The 16856-nt window shown below is 70.1% G+C and carries 15 protein-coding genes; 8 read left to right on the plus strand and 7 right to left on the minus strand.

The features are described 5' to 3' along the window. The first annotated feature begins 1 nt into the window (after nt 1). From GQQ95_RS12990 to GQQ95_RS13000, 3 genes are read left to right on the plus strand one after another with little or no spacing between them, the layout of a single operon-like run. Entirely contained in the window at nt 2-376 is a 375-nt protein-coding gene (locus tag GQQ95_RS12990) for a DUF1048 domain-containing protein (RefSeq protein ID WP_157428081.1), read from the plus strand. Then, nucleotides 373-1200 (plus strand): ABC transporter ATP-binding protein, encoded by an 828-nt coding sequence (locus GQQ95_RS12995; RefSeq protein ID WP_157428082.1) that lies wholly within the window; start codon nt 373-375, stop codon nt 1198-1200. Before GQQ95_RS12990 ends, GQQ95_RS12995 begins: the two co-directional genes overlap by 4 nt. Continuing rightward, complete coding sequence (locus tag GQQ95_RS13000) at nt 1197-1961, plus strand: ABC transporter permease (protein ID WP_157428083.1); 765 nt, start codon at nt 1197-1199, stop codon at nt 1959-1961. Before GQQ95_RS12995 ends, GQQ95_RS13000 begins: the two co-directional genes overlap by 4 nt. A gap of 114 nt (nt 1962-2075) precedes the next feature. Here the strand turns inward: GQQ95_RS13000 and GQQ95_RS13005 are convergent, their stop codons facing one another. The 4 genes from GQQ95_RS13005 to GQQ95_RS13020 are packed head-to-tail and all read right to left on the minus strand — an operon-like array spanning nt 2076 to nt 6710. Next, a complete protein-coding gene (locus GQQ95_RS13005; RefSeq protein WP_157428084.1) occupies nt 2076-3482 on the minus strand; it encodes a LamG domain-containing protein in 1407 nt (468 codons plus the stop codon). Further along, nucleotides 3479-4771: an ABC transporter substrate-binding protein gene (locus GQQ95_RS13010; RefSeq protein ID WP_157428085.1), complete on the minus strand. Its 1293-nt coding sequence runs from the start codon at nt 4769-4771 to the stop codon at nt 3479-3481. Before GQQ95_RS13010 ends, GQQ95_RS13005 begins: the two co-directional genes overlap by 4 nt. Nucleotides 4772-4828: 57 nt before the next feature. After that, nucleotides 4829-5755, minus strand: coding sequence for a carbohydrate ABC transporter permease (locus GQQ95_RS13015; RefSeq protein ID WP_212275443.1), 927 nt, complete (start codon nt 5753-5755; stop codon nt 4829-4831). Further along, on the minus strand, nt 5745-6710 hold the full coding sequence (locus tag GQQ95_RS13020) for a carbohydrate ABC transporter permease (protein WP_157428086.1): 966 nt from the start codon (nt 6708-6710) through the stop codon (nt 5745-5747). The genes GQQ95_RS13015 and GQQ95_RS13020 overlap by 11 nt, the downstream gene beginning before the upstream one ends. A 173-nt stretch (nt 6711-6883) precedes the next feature. Here GQQ95_RS13020 and GQQ95_RS13025 point away from each other — a divergent pair, with 173 nt between their 5' ends. After that, nucleotides 6884-7657 (plus strand): IclR family transcriptional regulator, encoded by a 774-nt coding sequence (locus tag GQQ95_RS13025; protein WP_170297058.1) that lies wholly within the window; start codon nt 6884-6886, stop codon nt 7655-7657. A gap of 51 nt (nt 7658-7708) precedes the next feature. Here the strand turns inward: GQQ95_RS13025 and GQQ95_RS13030 are convergent, their stop codons facing one another. Together GQQ95_RS13030 and GQQ95_RS13035 are read right to left on the minus strand one after the other, a co-directional pair. Then, the gene (locus tag GQQ95_RS13030; RefSeq protein ID WP_212275445.1) at nt 7709-8413 is read right to left on the minus strand and encodes an SDR family NAD(P)-dependent oxidoreductase; all 705 of its coding nucleotides are present in this window, start codon (nt 8411-8413) and stop codon (nt 7709-7711) included. 82 nt (nt 8414-8495) lie between these two features. Then, the gene (locus GQQ95_RS13035) at nt 8496-9197 is read right to left on the minus strand and encodes an RraA family protein (RefSeq protein ID WP_170297059.1); all 702 of its coding nucleotides are present in this window, start codon (nt 9195-9197) and stop codon (nt 8496-8498) included. 111 nt (nt 9198-9308) lie between these two features. On the opposite strand from GQQ95_RS13035, the gene GQQ95_RS13040 reads away from it, so the two are divergent. After that, nucleotides 9309-10499 (plus strand): enolase C-terminal domain-like protein, encoded by a 1191-nt coding sequence (locus GQQ95_RS13040; protein WP_157428090.1) that lies wholly within the window; start codon nt 9309-9311, stop codon nt 10497-10499. Between the two features lie 125 nt (nt 10500-10624). Further along, entirely contained in the window at nt 10625-12580 is a 1956-nt protein-coding gene (locus GQQ95_RS13045) for an FAD-binding monooxygenase (protein ID WP_157428091.1), read from the plus strand. Nucleotides 12581-12622: 42 nt separating this feature from the next. On the opposite strand, the gene GQQ95_RS13050 is transcribed toward GQQ95_RS13045, so the two are convergent. Then, nucleotides 12623-13339, minus strand: a complete 717-nt coding sequence (locus GQQ95_RS13050; RefSeq protein WP_157428092.1) for an IclR family transcriptional regulator — start codon at nt 13337-13339, stop codon at nt 12623-12625. A 388-nt stretch (nt 13340-13727) separates the two neighbouring features. Between GQQ95_RS13050 and GQQ95_RS13055 the strand changes: the two genes are divergently transcribed. Both GQQ95_RS13055 and pntB read left to right on the plus strand, forming a co-directional pair. Next, the gene (locus tag GQQ95_RS13055; RefSeq protein WP_157428093.1) at nt 13728-15326 is read left to right on the plus strand and encodes a Re/Si-specific NAD(P)(+) transhydrogenase subunit alpha; all 1599 of its coding nucleotides are present in this window, start codon (nt 13728-13730) and stop codon (nt 15324-15326) included. Nucleotides 15327-15358: 32 nt separating this feature from the next. Then, a complete protein-coding gene (gene pntB, locus GQQ95_RS13060) occupies nt 15359-16780 on the plus strand; it encodes a Re/Si-specific NAD(P)(+) transhydrogenase subunit beta (RefSeq protein WP_157428094.1) in 1422 nt (473 codons plus the stop codon). Nucleotides 16781-16856 lie beyond the last annotated feature (76 nt).

The following is a 16856-nucleotide window of genomic DNA, read 5'->3' on the forward strand; positions in this document are numbered from 1 at the left end:
CATGGCTGCAAAGTGGTACGAGCTCATCACCGGATCGCTCGACGACAAGAAGGCGTACCGCCAGTACAAGGCCAGGGTCGCGGCCCTGCCCGAGCCCTACGGTACGGCCGCGAAGGCCTACGAGCGCTACTTCATGTACAACGGCGGCATCACCGACGGCGACCCCGCCGTGATGATCACCATGCTGAACGACTTCGCCGACCTGTGGGAGCGGGCCGCCGTCGACGGGACCCCCGTCGAGGACATCGTGGGCGACGACCCGGTCGAGTTCGCCGAGGCCTTCGCCGCGGCATACGCCGGCAAGCGATGGATCGACAAGGAGCGCAACCGCCTCACAGAGACCATCCAGAACCTCGAGGGAAAGGGCGAGCGATGAACACCGATTCCAACACCGACGCATCTCGACCGGCGATCCAGGTCAGGGGCATCGAGAAGTCCTTCAAGGACCTGCACGTGCTCCGGGGCGTCGACTTCGACGTGAAGGCGGGAAGCATCTTCGCCCTCCTCGGCTCGAACGGCGCGGGCAAGACCACCGTGGTCCGTATCCTGTCGACGCTGTTGAAGGCCGACGCGGGCACCGCGACGGTCTCCGGGTTCGATGTCGCCGCGAAGCCGAACGACGTCCGCGAGTCGATCAGCCTGACCGGGCAGTTCGCCGCGGTCGACGAGGTGCTGACCGGCCGTGAGAACCTCGTGCTCGTGGCGAAGCTGCGGCATCTGAAGAACCCGGGCGCGATCGCCGACGAGCTGCTCGCCCGCTTCTCGCTCACCGAGGCGGGCGGCCGCAGGGCGGGCACGTACTCGGGTGGCATGCGCCGCCGGCTCGACATCTCGATGAGCCTGATCGGCAACCCGCCGATCATCTTCCTCGACGAGCCGACGACCGGGCTCGACCCGCAGGCGCGCATCGAGGTGTGGCAGACGGTCAAGAAGCTGGCCGAGGGTGGCACGACCGTGCTGCTCACCACGCAGTACCTCGATGAGGCCGAGCAGCTCGCCGACCGCATCGCGATCCTGCACAAGGGCACCATCATCCAGAACGGCACCCTCGCCGAACTCAAGCAGCTCCTCCCGGCCGCCAAGGTCGAGTACGTCGAGAAGCAGCCCTCCCTCGAGGACGTCTTCCTCGCGCTCGTCGGCGAGACCGGCGAGACCGATGCCGCAGTCGAGCCCGAAACCGCAGGAAAGGAACTCCGATGACCAGCCACGTCCTCGGCGACACCCGGGTCCTCACGGGCCGGTCGCTGACCCACATCCTCCGCAGTCCCGACACGATCATCACCACCGCGGTCACCCCGATCGCGCTGATGCTCCTCTTCGTGTACGTGCTCGGCGGGGCGATCAACACCGGATCCGACGAGTCCTACATCAACTACATGCTTCCGGGCATCCTGCTGATCACGGTCGCGTCGGGCATCGCGTACACGGCCTACCGCCTGTTCCTCGACATGCAGGGCGGCATCTTCGAGCGGTTCCAGTCCATGCCGATCGCGAGGTCGAGCGTGCTGTGGGCGCACGTGCTCACGTCGCTGGTCTCGAACCTCGTGTCGGTCGCGATCGTCATCGGCGTCGCGTTCATCATGGGGTTCCGCACTGGGGCGTCGCTCGGCGCCTGGCTCGGCGTCGCCGGCATCCTGGTCCTGTTCACGCTGGCCCTGACCTGGCTCGCCGTGGTCGCAGGCCTCTCGGCGAAGACGGTCGACGGCGCGAGCGCGTTCAGCTATCCGCTGATCTTCCTCCCGTTCATCAGCTCGGCGTTCGTACCCACCGACACGATGCCCGCCCCGGTCGCCTGGTTCGCCGAGAACCAGCCGGTCACCTCCATCGTCGACACCCTGCGCGCCCTGTTCGCACAGGAGCCCGTCGGCAACGAGATCTGGATCGCCCTCGGCTGGCTCGTCGCCATCCTGGTCGGCGCCTACATCTGGTCCGTCGCGATCTACCGCCGCAAGCTCAGCTGAGTGATCGGCTTCCGCCGGGCTTCCCGGTCCGGACGACGTACCTCCAGGACGAAAGCCGTCCGCCTCCCCTCGGGGAAGCGGGCGGCTTTCGTCGTCGCCGCATCCGGTGGCGCGTCAGGAGCCCGGGGCCGGTCCCCAGACGGCGAGACCTCGAATCAGGGCGGGGCCAGCTCCGGCTGGTGCGAAGATCCCGAGCCCCTGGATCGATCGGCCCGCCAGGGGTGACATCCGGACCGGTCGTACCGCGGATGCCGCGGGCAGGCTCGCACGCAGCGGGAACCAGCCACCGGTGCAGCCCACCCGAGTGACGCCCGCATGCAGCGGGCGCGAGACGAGCCACTCGCCGCCGCCGCCGTCGCTGCCGCTGCCGCCGCCGGCGAGCACGGCGAGGCGGAGCCCCCGGCCGCGCCGGACGTCGACGGTCACCGCGCGAATCGCCCTCGCGATCGTGGGTGACAGCGAGTCGACGATCACGAGCCGGTCGCGCGCATGTGCCGAAACCCCGAGGCCGCCCTCGGTCACCACGGCCCCGGGGTGGAGACGTCGCATCCGACCGCGACTGCGAGGAGCCCGAATCGGCACCTCGGTCCAGCCCAGCTCGACGAGCGGCCACGCCGTGGCGGTTCCGGCGGCGACCAGCGGGCGGCCCGCCGGCCCGCCCGCGCGCCCGCCGTACATGTCCAGCTCGATCAGCGGTCGGCTCGCGGGCGTCCATGCCCGTGCCAGCTCGACGACCTCGTCGGCAGCCAGCGCGCGCGGCCACACCGCGAGGCGGGCGACCGCTCCCGCGAGATGGTTGCCCATTCCGCGCGACAGCCGCACGGCGCCGACGGTGAAGTCGGATGTCGGACCGCGGTTCAGGCCGGCCGTGGAGACGTAGGGGTTCTTCGAATAGGTGAGGCCGGCACCCGTCGGCGGTCCGACCTCGGTGAACCTCGGCCTCCGGTCGGCGATCCCGTCGAGGAAGGAGAGGATGCGGCATCCGTCGTAGGTGAAGCCGACCACCCGCCAGGAGCCGGGTGCGACCTTCCGCGCGCTGGCCGAGTAGTCCCGGCTGTAGGGCAGGCCGGGGCTCGCCCGGCCATCGTGCGAGACGTGCCCCGCCACCTGATCCGCGCCCCCGTAGGTGGGCAGGCTGAGGAACAGGCCGTACTGGCGGCGCGGATCGTCGTCGTCCTCCTGCCACATCCCCGCGACGAAACCGGTCGAGGTGGTGTCGCGGCGGACGAGGGCGAAGACCGAGACGGCGTCGCCGGCACGGGCCGCGTCGAGCGGACCGACACGACGCCCGTCGATGGACAGGTGCTCCGTGCGGCCGTCGAACTCGATCGCCCCGCCGGCGATGGCGTCGGGTCTCCACCTGGGTGCGCCCGAACCCAGGAGGCGGAGGCCGTGACCCGTCAGGTCGACGAGCCCGGACGGGCCGCGCCTGAGATCCCATTCGACGTGCGCGTCACCGCCGTCAGCGCGGCGGGCGGCGGCCGGGAGAACGCCCGTGCCGCCGCCCGCCGATCGCGTCACTGCGACTGGAGGATCGGATCGGCCGTGGCGCAGACCTCCTCGAGGACCGCCTGGATATCGGCATCCGGCTGCCAGACACCGTCGAAGATCGGCTTGGTCGCCGTCTCGAGTTCGGGGAATGCCACGGGGTAGTCGAGCTGCTCCGCCACATCGAGCGTGTCGAGCAGCGACGCCTTCGCGGACTCCGCCGGTACCTGCGGGTACAGGCCGGCCACGAATTCCTCGGTCTGCAACGAGGCCCGGGGCGCGACGTACGGCAGCGCGGCCGAGCCCTCCTCGCTCGTGAGGAAACCGAAGAGCCTGGTCGCCAGTTCCGGCGCCTTGCCGTCGGCGAAGACCACCATCGACGCCTGGCCGATGAACGGGCTGTACTCGACCTCGCCCTCGGGCTGCGGGGCCATGTCGTACTCGAACGTGCTGTCGGCCAACTGCGCCAGGGTGCTCGGGGCCCCGAGGTACATCCCGGTGTCCCCGGTCGGGAAGCTCGACGCGGAACCCGGCGCCGGGTACGAGCCGTCCTCGAAGACCATGTCGTGTACGAACTCGAACGTCTCGACGGATGCCTCGTCGGCGTACCCGCATGTTTCCCCGTCGGGATACGCCTCCGCACCGAACGCCTTCATGAACGGCGTGAACAGCGCGTAGCTCGTGTACCCCCACTGCGGGATGTCGAAGCCGTACGTCACGACACCGGCATCCACCAGGGCCTTCGCCTGCTCGCGCAGGGCATCCCAGGTCCATTCACCCTTCGCGAGGAGCTCGTTCGGCGTCTCCAGGCCGGCGGCTTCGAAGGCCGTGGCGTTGTAGACGATCGGATGCGTCGTGCCGGCGAACGGGTAGCCGTAGAGCTCCCCGTCCTCACCCTCGAGCGCCGTGATGAGGTTCGGGATGATGTCGTCGTACGCCCAGTCCTCATCGGCCTCGAGCGAGCTGACGTCGGCGAGGGCCCCCGAATCGACCCACGCGGGCGTGGCCGACTCGACGATCCAGCCGAGGTCGGGGGCCTCGCCGCCGCTCAGCCGGATCGCGAGCTGCGAGTTGTACTCCGCGAAGGGGATGGTCTCGATCGTCAACTCCCCGAGTTCGGGATTCTCCTCCCGGAAGGCGTCGGCCCGCGCCTGGAACTGGTCGATGATCGCCTCGTCCGCGGTCCAGAGCGTCATGGTCAGGTCGACCGGCTCGTCGTACTCGGGCACGGCTGCGGTCGTCTCCGCGCTCGGCGAGCAGCCGACGAGCGCGAGGGCTGCGGCTGCCGCGAACGCGATCCCCGCGTGCTGTGTGCTTCTCATGGGTCGTGCCTCTCTCTCAGATGTGCGGCGTGCCTCTGCGGCCCCGCGAGGTTGCGGTCACTTGATGCCCGTGCCGGCGATGCCCTGGACGAACTGGCGCTGCGCGACGAAGAACACCGCGAGCACCGGGATCACGCTGAGGGTGGTCGCGGCCATCTGGACGTTCCAGATCGGCGTCCCAGTGATCGGGTCGGTGAAGGACTGGAGTGCGATCGGCACGGTCCAGAGCTCCTGCGTACGGAGGAAGACGAGCGGCTCGAGGAAGTCGTTCCAGCTGTTCAGGAACGTCAGGATGGCCAGTGCCGCGAGCGGCGCCTTCGCGAGCGGGAGTGCGATGCGGGCGAAGAGGCCGAATCGCCCGAGCCCGTCGACGCGCCCGGCCTGCTCGAGCTCGGCGGGCAGGGCGAGGAAGAACTGGCGCATCAGGAACACGCCGAGCACCGCCGGGACTCCGAACACCGCAGGGACGATGAGGGAGAGGTGCGAGTCGATCCACCCGAATGCCGAGACGATCCGGAAGAGGGGGATGATCGTCACCTCCGGTGGGATCAGCAGGGCGCTCAACAGGACGACGAACAGCACGGAACGGCCACGGAACTGGATGCGGGCGAACGCGTAGCCGGCGAGCGAGGCGACGGCGAGGACCCCGATGGTCGTGATGGATGCGATGTAGATCGAGTTCAGGAACTGCTGGAGGAAGGGTCCCGAGGTGAAGGGGACGAGGTAGTTGCCCCATTTCGGATCTTCGGGCCAGAGCACCGGCGGGTTCTCGAAGACGTCGCCGTAGGTCTTCAACCCGGTGGAGAACATCCAGTACACGGGGAACACGAACGGCAGCGCCACGAGCGTCAGCAGGACGTACATGCCGATCGCGCCGAGCCGCGTCCGCCGGTCGGGCCCGCCCGTCCGCGCCCGCCGTGCGCGGCGTCGCCCCCGTGCATCGACCGGTGCCACGACGGCCGCGGTGGTCAGTTCACGACTCATTGAAGACCCACCTCCTCCGCGACCACCACTGCAGGAGCGTGAGCAGGAGCACGATCAGGAACAGGAAGACCGCCGCCGTGCTCGCGAATCCGACCTGGAACGCCTTGAACGCCTGCTCGTAGATGAAGTAGCCGAGGATGCTCGTCGAGAGCCCGGGGCCGCCCTCCGTCAGGAGGAAGACCTGCGCGAAGGCCTTCAGGGAGTTGATGGTCGCCAGGATCGCGACCATCATGACCGTCGGCGTGATGAGCGGCAGGATGACGCTGCGGAAGACCTGCCGGGGCTTGGCACCGTCGATCCTGGCGGCCTCGATCAGTTCGACGGGCACCTCCTGGAGGGCCGCGAGGAAGAGGATCATGCTGACCCCGACGCCCTTCAGCACCTGCACGAAGATGATCGAGGTCATGGCCCACTCGGGGTCGGCGAGCCAGTTCGGCCCGTCGATGCCGATCATGGCGAGCCATCCGTTGAGGCCCCCGGAATCCTGGAGCATGACCTCCCAGACCAGCGACCACGCGACGAGCGAGATGACGACCGGGACGAAGAATGCGGCACGGAAGATCGCGATGGCGCGGATGCGCTGGTTCACGAGGACCGCCAGGACGAGCCCGATGACGAGGTTGGCCGGGATCACGAACGCCGAGAACACGGCCGTGTTGCGAAGCACGGTTCCGAACACGTCGCTCGCGAGCAGTCGCTCGTAGTTCTCCATGCCGACGAAGTCGGAGCGGCCCGAGAGGCTGTTGTAGTCCTGCACGCTGAAGACGAAGACGCCGGCGATCGGCAGGGCGACGAAGACGACGAACCCGATGACGGCCGGGGCGATGAACGCGTAGCCGTAGGCGGCGTCGACTCGCGCGAGGTGCCCGCGGCGTCGCCCGGGCTCCCGGCCGGTCTTCTGCTCGGAAGGCCCGGATCGCGGATCCGGGGCCGCCGGATCCACAGTCGAGTCCATGAGAATCGCCATGACCCCTTGTCTCTCGTCGTCGAGGCGGGCTTCCCAACGTTGCATTTACTAAAACAACGTTGTGTAGAATGAATCAAGAATGGGACTTCGCGCCCGCAAAGTCAAGAGACCGAGCCGAGTAGTGTCGGTTGCATCCCGTTCATCGGAGAAGGGAGCGCGCGGTGACGCTCGCACAACCGCCCGCAGTCGCGGCGACCTCCCGGACGCTCGTCCGCGGCCTCTCGATCCTCGAGGTCGTGGCCGGTGCCGGCAGCGGCATCGGCGTCACCGAGATCGCAGCCGAGTCGGGGCTCGACAAGGGCACGGTCTCGCGACTGCTGTCGACGCTGCGCCAGATGGGCTACGTGCAGCAGCGGGCCGGCGACCGACGGTTCGTCCTCGGCAGCCGATGCCTCTGGCTCGCGCGCGAGTACGGATCGCGCCAGGAGGACCTGAGCAGCCGTGCCCAGCCCTTCCTCGCGGCGCTCCGCGACGTCACCCACGAGACCGTCCATCTCGCGATCCGCGAGGGGAGCAACGTCGTGTTCATCGCACAGGAACAGCCCGATCGTTCGATCCGGGTGCGCTCGGCGGTCGGGTCGAGGCTGCCGATGCACCGTACGGCGATGGGCCGGGCCATCCTTGCCGCCCTCGGGCCGACCGAGCGCGAGACGCTCCTGGAGGCGCTCCATGCGGAGGCCCTCGCCGCGGGCGACGCGTTCGATCTCGACGGCATCCGTCGGGATGTCGAGCAGGCGGTCGAGCGCGGCTGGGCGGCGGTGGATCGCCATGATGACGTCACCCGGCTCGCCGCCGCGATCGTGGACGCCGCCGGTGAGCCCATCGCCGCGATCACGCTCTCCGGACCGACCTATCGGGTCGAGCCGGACATCGACGCGCTCGGACGGGATGTCACGAAGGCCGCCGCAGCCGTGAGCGAGTCCCTCGGCCACTGACCTCGGCGGAACCGGGTGCGATGCTCGCCCGTCGCCCACGACTGCCGTCCGCTACAGCAGGTACCCGCCGTCGACCGGGAGGTCGCGGCCGGTGATGTAGGCGCCCGCATCCGAGCAGAGCAGGAGGGCGAGCGGCACGCAATCGCCCGGCGAGCCGATGCGACCCGCCGGGATCTGCGCCACCACGCGACGGTGGTACTCGTCGGACGCGAGCGCGTCCCGATTGCGCGGGGTGTCGATCACGCCGGGCGAGAGGCTGTTGATCGTGACGCCGGTCGGTGCGACCTGCTTCGCGAGGTTGGCGACAAGATTCACCTGGGCGGCCTTGGATGCGGCGTACCCGGCCATCTCGGGATGCGGGCGACCCTGCTGGACGCTGCCGATCGCCAGGACCCGTCCCCAACCGCGCTCCGACATCGGTGGCACGAGGCGTTGCGCGAGCTCGAGGAACGCCAGGAGGTTCACGCGCAGTTGCAGTTCCATCTGTTCGGCGGTGATCGCCTGCCACGGCCGGCGGATCTGGACGGATGCCGAGTGCACGAGGATGTCGACCGTGCCCACCTCGAGCGCGGCGACCGCGAGGCGATCACCGGCGCCGGTGGCGGCCAGGTCCTCCGTCAACAGGGTGCCGGGCGCCCCCGGTGCCGGTGACAGCCCGTGCCGGATGACCACGGCACCCGCCTGCTCGAGGCCATCGGCGATGGCCGCGCCGATCCCGCTCGTCGATCCGGTGACGAGGGCCGTGCGTCCGTCCACGCGAGACTGCGCCGTACCGGGCATGCGGGTTCTCCCCTCGAGTCGCGTCGCGCCAGCCTACGGCCGGACCCCGCCTCCGCGTCTAGAGGCGGCCATGGCGTCGGTACACGCCCACCGGATCGTCGCTCACGAGGAACTCCTCGCGGACGACGTCCTCGTGGCGGATGAGCTCCTCGGCCTGCCTCAGCACGTCGACGACGAGTTCCCGGGGGACCACGACCACGCCGTCGAGGTCGCCGACGAGGAAGTCGCCGGGAGAGACCGGGACCGTCGAGGTGAGTGCTCCGCGGAGGGAGACGGTGTTCTGCCAGTCGTAGTAGCTCCAGCGCTTCACCGCCTCCACGGGCGAGAGGTATCGGCAGAAGAGCGGGAAGTCGCGCTCGAGGAGGAAGCGGGTGTCCCGGGAGCCGCCGTCGACGACGGCGCCGATGACCCCGCATGCCGACCCGACCGTGGCGTTCATCTCGCCGTAGTGGGCGGCCTGGGTGTCGAAGCTGCAGTCCCGGACGTCGATGATCGGGACGCCCGTGGCCTTCATCGCCTCGAACATGTGGATGCGGCGAGCCCGGAGGTCGGGGTCGCCTGTTGGCTCGGGTATGCCCTTCATCGTGAAGGCCGGACCGGCCAGCGTCCAGGCGCGATCGACCGGCTTGATGTCGGGAGCGAGCGCCTGGTTGGGGTACCCCATCTCATCGAGCACGTCGTACACCGCGCCCGAGTAGGTCGCCCGGTAGCGCTCGATGAGTTCGGGCACCGGGAGGGGATATGCATAGGGGTTCGACATGAGCATCCTCGATCATCACGGGCCGCGGACCTTCCCGAAGCGTTGCACGTGATGCTACTAGCGTTGCAGTAGTCAAAACAAGTAGGCTTCAGCCTTGACGGACGGGGAGCAATGAAGATCATCGAACTGCGCACGCGCACCGTGGCGATCCCGACTGATTCCAAACTCCGGCACAGCAGTGGAGTGCACCCCGGCTACTTCATCCGTACAATCCTCGAGCTCGTCACCGACGAGGGGCTCGTGGGGCTCGGCGAGGTGGGCGGCGGCGACCAGCGCGGTGCGCTCGCAAAGCTCGCACCGCGGCTCATCGGCATGGACCCCTTCCACCTCGAGGCGATCAAGTTGAAGGTGCTCCGTTCGATCTACTACCTCTCGAACGCGAGGCTCTACGCGGCGATCGAGATCGCGTGCCTCGACATCCAGGGCAAGGCTTTCGGCAGGTCGGTCGGCGACCTGCTCGGCGGAGCGGTCCGCCATGAGGTCCCCTTCATCGCGTACCTCTTCTGGCGCTATGACCGGCCGGGCGGCGGCGATGACACCCGCGCCGAGGACATCGCCGATGAATGCGAGGCCCTGCGGGAGCGCCTCGGCGTCACGGCGATGAAGATGAAGGCCGGCGTCGAGGACCCCGGCGAGGAGGCGCGCGTGCTCGAGCTCTGCCGCGAGCGGCTCGGCGAGGGGTTCGGCCTGCGCATCGATCCCAACGGCGTGTGGTCCGTTCCGACCGCCGTCCGCATCGGGCGCCGACTCGAGGCCGTGGCGCCCGAGTACTTCGAGGACCCGTCGTGGGGCCTGCTCGGAAATGCGGCGGTGCGCGAACAGGTGCGCACTCCTATCGCCACCAACATGTATCCCGCGAAGTTCGACGATCTGGGGCCGGCCATCAGGCTCGGAGCCGTCGACGTCGTGCTCACCGACCTCCACTACTGGGAGGGGCCGCGCGGGGTGAAGGAGCTCGCCGCCGTCTGCCGCACGTTCGGCCTCGGTGTGGCCATGCACTCCGGCACCGAGTTCGGCATCGAACTCGCGGCGATGCTGCATACGGCGAGCACGATCCCCGAGATGATCACGCCCGGGGACGCGCACTACCACTACCTCACCGACGACGTCATCGCCGGCGGGCCGATGCCCTACCGCGACGGTGCGATCGCCGTCCCGACCGGCCCGGGTCTCGGCGTCGAACTCGACCCCGAGAAGATGGACAAGTACGAACGGTACTTCGAGGAGCACGGCGACTACTACGCGCGGTTCCACGTGGACGAGCGCAATCCCGACTGGGTGCCCACCGTCGGGGGCTTCTGACGCCACCCGGCATCCTTGCCGCCGCCGACCGCGCGACCTACACTGTCTGAGCGATATGGGAACGGCGTGTTCGTTTATCGAACGCGTGCGACGCCACATCACCCACGATGAAGTGAGGAAGAACCGTGCAGTTCCACCACTACGGCTACGTGTCCGGAGACCCCCGCATCCAGCCGGCGGCCGGCGTGGGGCTCGACCGCCCCGAGGAGCTGCCCGACGAGGTCGACGTGCTCATCGTCGGATCCGGGCCGGCCGGCATGGTCGCCGCGGCCCAGCTCGCGCAGTTCCCCGGCGTCACGGCCCGTCTCGTCGAGCGGAGGGGCGGCCGGCTCGAGATCGGCCAGGCCGATGGCATCCAGGCACGAAGCGTCGAGACGTTCCAGGCGTTCGGCTTCGCCGAACGCATCATCGCCGAGGCCTACCGCATCACCGAGATGGCGTTCTGGAAGCCCGACCCCGAGAACCACGCGAACATCCGCCGCGCCGCGGTGACGCCCGACGACCCGACGGGCATCAGCGAGTTCCCGCACCTCATCGTCAACCAGGCCCGGGTGCTCGACTACTTCGCGGAGTACGCCCGCAACTCCCCCGGCCGCCTCGTGCCCGACTACGGGTGGGAGTTCGTCGGCCTCGAGGTCGCGCAGCCCGGCGCCGGCGGCGAGCTGCCCGAGCACCCCGTCACCGTCACGCTCGAGCGGGCCACCGGCGTGGGCGTCGGGGCCGGCGACGCCTCGCATGCGGCGCCCCTCGACGGCGAGCTCACGGGCGAGCGCCGCACCGTCCGCGCAAAGTACGTCGTCGGGGCCGACGGTGCCCGCAGCCGCGTGCGCGAGTCGATCGGCGCGCAGCACGTCGGGGCGCAGTCCTTCCACGCCTGGGGGGTCATGGACACGCTGGCCGTCACGGACTTCCCCGACATCCGCACGAAGTGCTCGATCCAGTCGGAGGCGGGCAACATCCTGCTCATCCCGCGCGAGGGCGGGCAGCTGTTCCGCATGTACGTCGACCTCGGCGAGGTTCCCGAGGACGACCACGGCGCCGTGCGTCGCACCACCCTCGACCAGGTCATCGCGAAGGCGAACGACATCCTGCACCCCTACTCGCTCGACGTGCGCGACGTGCCGTGGCACTCGGTGTACGAGGTCGGCCACCGCGTGACCGACCGGTTCGACGACGTGCCGATCGAGGAGCAGGGCACGCGCACGCCGCGCGTGTTCATCACCGGAGACGCCTGCCACACCCACAGCGCCAAGGCCGGGCAGGGCATGAACGTCTCGATGCAGGACGGCTGGAACATCGGCTGGAAGCTCGGGCACGTGCTCGACGGCCGTGCGGACTCGTCGCTGCTCGAGACCTACCATTCCGAACGCCACGTGGTCGCCGCCGAGCTCATCGCCTTCGACCGGGAGTGGTCCAGGCTCATGGCCACGAAGCCGGAGGACCTCGGCGACCCGGCCGAACTCGAGGAGTTCTACGTGCGCACGTTCGAGTTCCCGGCCGGCTTCATGACGCAGTACGAGCCCTCGATGATCATCGGGTCGCAGCAGCACCAGGGGCTCGCGACGGGATTCCCGGTCGGCAAGCGCTTCAAGTCGGCCGCCGTCGAGCGCGTGTGCGACGGCAACCCCGTCCACCTCGGCCACCACCACCGCGCCGACGGGCGGTGGCGCATCTACGCGTTCGCCGATGCCGGCCTCTCGCGAGCGGATGACTCGGCGCTCGCCTCGTGGGCGGGCTGGCTCGCCGAGGCATCCGACTCGCCCCTCGCTGCCCATGTGCCCGACGGCGGCAACTTCGACGACGTGTTCGACGTGAAGGTCGTCTACCAGCAGCCGCACACCGAGGTCGACCTCGGTCGCGTGCCGCGCGTGTTCCTGCCGGCGACCGGGCCGTTCGGGCTCACCGACTACGAGAAGGTGTACGCGACCGATCCCGCCCACGACGTCTTCGAGGAGCGCGGCCTCTCGCGCGACGGGGTGGTCGTGGTCGTGCGGCCCGATCACTACGTCGCCCAGGTGCTGCCGCTCTCGGCCACGGACGAGCTCGCCGAGTTCTTCCGGGGCGCGCTGCTCCAACGCTGACCGAAGCACTCCGCGGTTCGCCGGGCGCGTGCGGATGCCGCGTCAGGCGCCATACGCGCGCCGGATCGCCGCCGCGGCGGCCATCAGCCGTTCGGCGATCTCGGCCTCGCTGCGCGAGAAGCTCACGTGGATCACCGCGATGGAGGCCGGTGGCTGCCCCGGGAGCGCGAGCGGCACCGCGACCGACCGCAGCGACGGCACGACCTCGTCGTGGCTGACCGCGTACCCCCGCTGCGTGGTGACGCGGATCTCGGCGCGCAGCGCGTCGGTCGCGGCATCCGGCCACGCTGCTTCGGGCAGGCTCGCGAGGATCGCCTTGCCCGGTCCGCCACGGGTGATCGGATGCCGGTGGCCCGGCCGGTACGAGACGACGGCCATGCTCTGCCGCGGCGCCGCGCTGACGAGGGTCGCCGCTTCGTCGGCGTCGACCTGCACCGCGAGCAGGCACGTCATGCCGAGCTCGTTCGCGACATCCGTCAGTTCGGGCAGTGCGACCTGCTGGAGGTCGCGCGCGACGCCGGACGCGAGTGCCGCGAGCCCGGTGCCGAGGGTGATGCGCCCGCCCGAGTCGCGCGCGACGAGGCCGTGGTCCTCGAGCGTTCGGAGCAGGCGGTACGCGACGGAGCGGTGCACGCCGAGTTCGGCCGCGAGCTCGTCGATCGTCAGGTTGCGCTCGGCGCCGGCGAGGATCTCGAGCAGGCGGATGCCGCGGCTCAGCGTCTGCGACCCGGTCTGCGCGGTGGCTCCGTCGGCGACCATGGCCCCTCCTCCTCGTCGATGCGGCGACGCGGTGCGCGGCGGCGGGCATGCGGTGCGCGCATCGTTCGTTCGATCGTAGAGCGCCGGATGGCGGATGCCACGCGTGCGCGAATTCCGGCCCGCGAAAGAACCGCCGATCCTTCATGGAGTTTCGCCCCACGAGACGGGGCCGGCGCTCGCGGACGCCCCTACTCTGATCACCGGCACCACCGCACCGCACGTGCGCCGGGCCTTCGCGCGACGCAGGAGGATGCTCCTGCCCATGCGGGGGATCTGCGCCTATGGTGGTGCTCGCAGCACCGTCGCCGCCCGCACGCTCCGCGTGCCCGTCGACGGCCGATCACCACCGCAGCGCCGCGATCGGGCGCGAATGTCGAAGGAGCACCGCATGTCCCGCATCGGGATCGTGACCGAGCAGGCCCCCGAGTCGCGGGTCGCCGCGACCCCCGCGACGGTCGGGCAGCTGACGGCGCTGGGCCACGCCGTCGTCGTCGAGTCCGGAGCCGGTGCTCGCTCCTCGTTCCTCGACGAGGCGTATCGCGAAGCCGGTGCCGAGATCGCGTCCGGCGCCGAGGCGATCGCCTGCGAGGTGGTCCTGAAGGTCAACGCCCCGACCCCGGCCGAGATCGCCGCGCTGACCCCGGGCGCGACGATCGTCGGCCTGCTCGCTCCCGCGTTCAACCCGGAGCTGCTCCAGGCGCTCGCCGACCGCGGCGTGACGGCCCTGGCCATGGACGCGGTGCCGCGGATCTCCCGCGCCCAGTCCATGGACGTGCTGAGCTCGATGGCGAACATCGCCGGTTACCGGGCCGTCGTCGAGGCGGCCCACGAGTTCGGCCGCTTCTTCACCGGTCAGGTCACGGCGGCGGGCAAGGTGCCGCCTGCGAAGGTGCTCGTCGCGGGCGCCGGCGTCGCGGGGCTGGCGGCGATCGGCGCGGCCTCGAGCCTGGGCGCCATCGTGCGGGCCACCGACCCGCGGCCCGAGGTCGCCGACCAGGTGAAGTCCATCGGCGGCACGTACCTGAAGGTCGAGGTCGCCGAGCAGATGCAGTCGACCGACGGGTATGCGAAGGCGACGAGCGAGGACTACGACCGGCGTGCCGCCGAGATCTACTCCGAGCAGGCGGCCGAGGTCGACATCATCATCACGACCGCGCTGATCCCGGGCCGGCCGGCGCCGAAGCTCATCACGGCGGCGGATGTCGCGAGCATGCGGTCCGGCAGCGTGATCGTCGACATGGCGGCGGGCCAGGGCGGCAACGTCGCGGGCTCGGTCGCGGGCGAGCGCGTCGTGACGCCGAACGGCGTGATCATCCTCGGCTACACCGACCTCGCCTCCCGGCTGCCGACGCAGGCCTCGCAGCTCTACGGCACGAACGTCGTGAACCTGCTCAAGCTGCTGACGCCCGCGAAGGACGGCGAGCTCGTGCTCGACCTCGACGACGTCGTGCAGCGCTCGGTCACGGTCGCGCAGCCCGGCGCCGTCACCTGGCCGCCCCCGCCGGTGCAGGTCTCGGCAGCGCCGGCGGCATCCGCGACGGCTGCGTCGGCGCCGGTGGCTGCGAAGCCGACCAGGCAGCCGATGTCACCGGTCAAGAAGGTGTCGCTCATCGCCGCGGGCATCGCGGCGCTGTTCGCGGTGAACGCGATCGCGCCGCCGCCGCTCCCCCAGCACTTCACGGTCCTCGTGCTCTCGGTCGTCGTCGGCTTCTACGTGATCGGCAAGGTGGCCCACGCCCTGCACACCCCGCTCATGAGCGTGACGAACGCCATCTCGGGCATCATCGTCGTCGGCGCGATGCTCCAGATCACGAGCGACGTGCCCGTCGTGCAGGTGCTCGCGGCCGTCGCCGTCCTGCTGGCCAGCATCAACATCTTCGGCGGATTCGCCGTGACCCGACGCATGCTCGCGATGTTCTCGCGAGGCCCGGCCGCCGCTGGTCCGGCGACCCGCTCGAGCGGCCCCGCCGCCCGAACCGGCAACTGACCGCGACGCGCTGAACCCGAGGAGACCCGACCGTGCCCGAGACCACCGCACTCCTGACCCCCGCGTCGATCGCGGGAGCCGCCTACATCGTCGCCGCCCTGCTGTTCATCCTGAGCCTCGCGGGGCTGAGCAAACATGAAACCGCTAAGGCCGGTGTCGGCTACGGCATCGCCGGCATGGCCATCGCCCTGCTCGCCACCGTCGGCGTCGTCGTCTCCGACGCCTGGGGCGAGCCGCAGGCGATGCTCGGGCTCGCCCTGCTCGTCGCCGCCGTCCTGATCGGCGGCGCGATCGGCCTGTGGCGCGCCCGCGTCGTCGCGATGACCGGCATGCCGGAGCTCATCGCCCTGCTGCACAGCTTCGTCGGCCTCGCAGCCGTCATCGTCGGATGGAACGGCGCGCTCGAGGCATCCGACCTCAGCGGAGCGCTGCTCGACATCCACCACGCCGAGGTCTTCATCGGCGTCTTCATCGGCGGCGTGACCTTCACCGGCTCCATCGTCGCGTTCCTCAAGCTTTCGGCGCGCATGAAGTCGGCTCCCCTCATGCTGCCGGGAAAGAACGCGCTGAACCTCGGTGCGCTCGTCGCCTTCGTGGTGCTCACGGCCTGGTACGTCGTCACGCCCGAACTCTGGCTGCTCGTCGTCGTGACCGCGCTCGCCCTCGCGCTCGGCTGGCACCTCGTCGCCTCCATCGGCGGCGGCGACATGCCCGTCGTCATCTCGATGCTGAACAGCTACTCGGGCTGGGCCGCGGCCGCCGCCGGATTCCTCCTGAACAACGACCTCCTCATCGTCACCGGTGCGCTCGTCGGCTCCTCCGGTGCCTACCTCTCGTACATCATGTGCAAGGCCATGAACCGCTCGTTCATCTCGGTCATCGCCGGCGGCTTCGGCATCGCGGCGCCGACGTCGTCGGGCGAGGTGCAGGGCGAGACGCGCGAGATCCGGGCCGAGGAGGCCGCCGAACTGCTCCGCGACGCGACGAGCGTGATCATCACCCCCGGCTACGGCATGGCCGTCGCCCAGGCGCAGTATCCCGTCGCCGAGCTCACCGCGCGGCTCCGGGAACGCGGCATCGGTGTCCGCTTCGGCATCCACCCCGTCGCGGGTCGCCTTCCCGGGCACATGAACGTGCTGCTCGCCGAGGCGAAGGTGCCGTACGACGTCGTGGAGGAGATGGATGAGATCAACGACGACTTCGCCGAGACGTCCGTCGTGCTCGTCATCGGGGCGAACGACACCGTGAACCCCGCCGCGTCGGAGGACCCGGGCAGCCCGATCGCCGGCATGCCCGTGCTGCGGGTCTGGGAGGCGTCCAACGTGATCGTGTTCAAGCGCTCGATGGCCGCCGGCTATGCCGGTGTCGCGAATCCGCTGTTCACGCGCGACAACGCGCAGATGCTCTTCGGCGACGCGAAGGATCGCGTGGAGGACATCCTCCGGGCGCTCTGAGCCGGCGCGGCGGGGCGGCGGCTCGGCGCGGCGGCGCGGCATCCGATCGCGCCGGGCCGCGCCCGGCCGCGCCCGG

This window comes from Agromyces salentinus (assembly GCF_009749395.1).
Classification (GTDB): Bacteria; Actinomycetota; Actinomycetes; order Actinomycetales; family Microbacteriaceae; genus Agromyces; species Agromyces salentinus.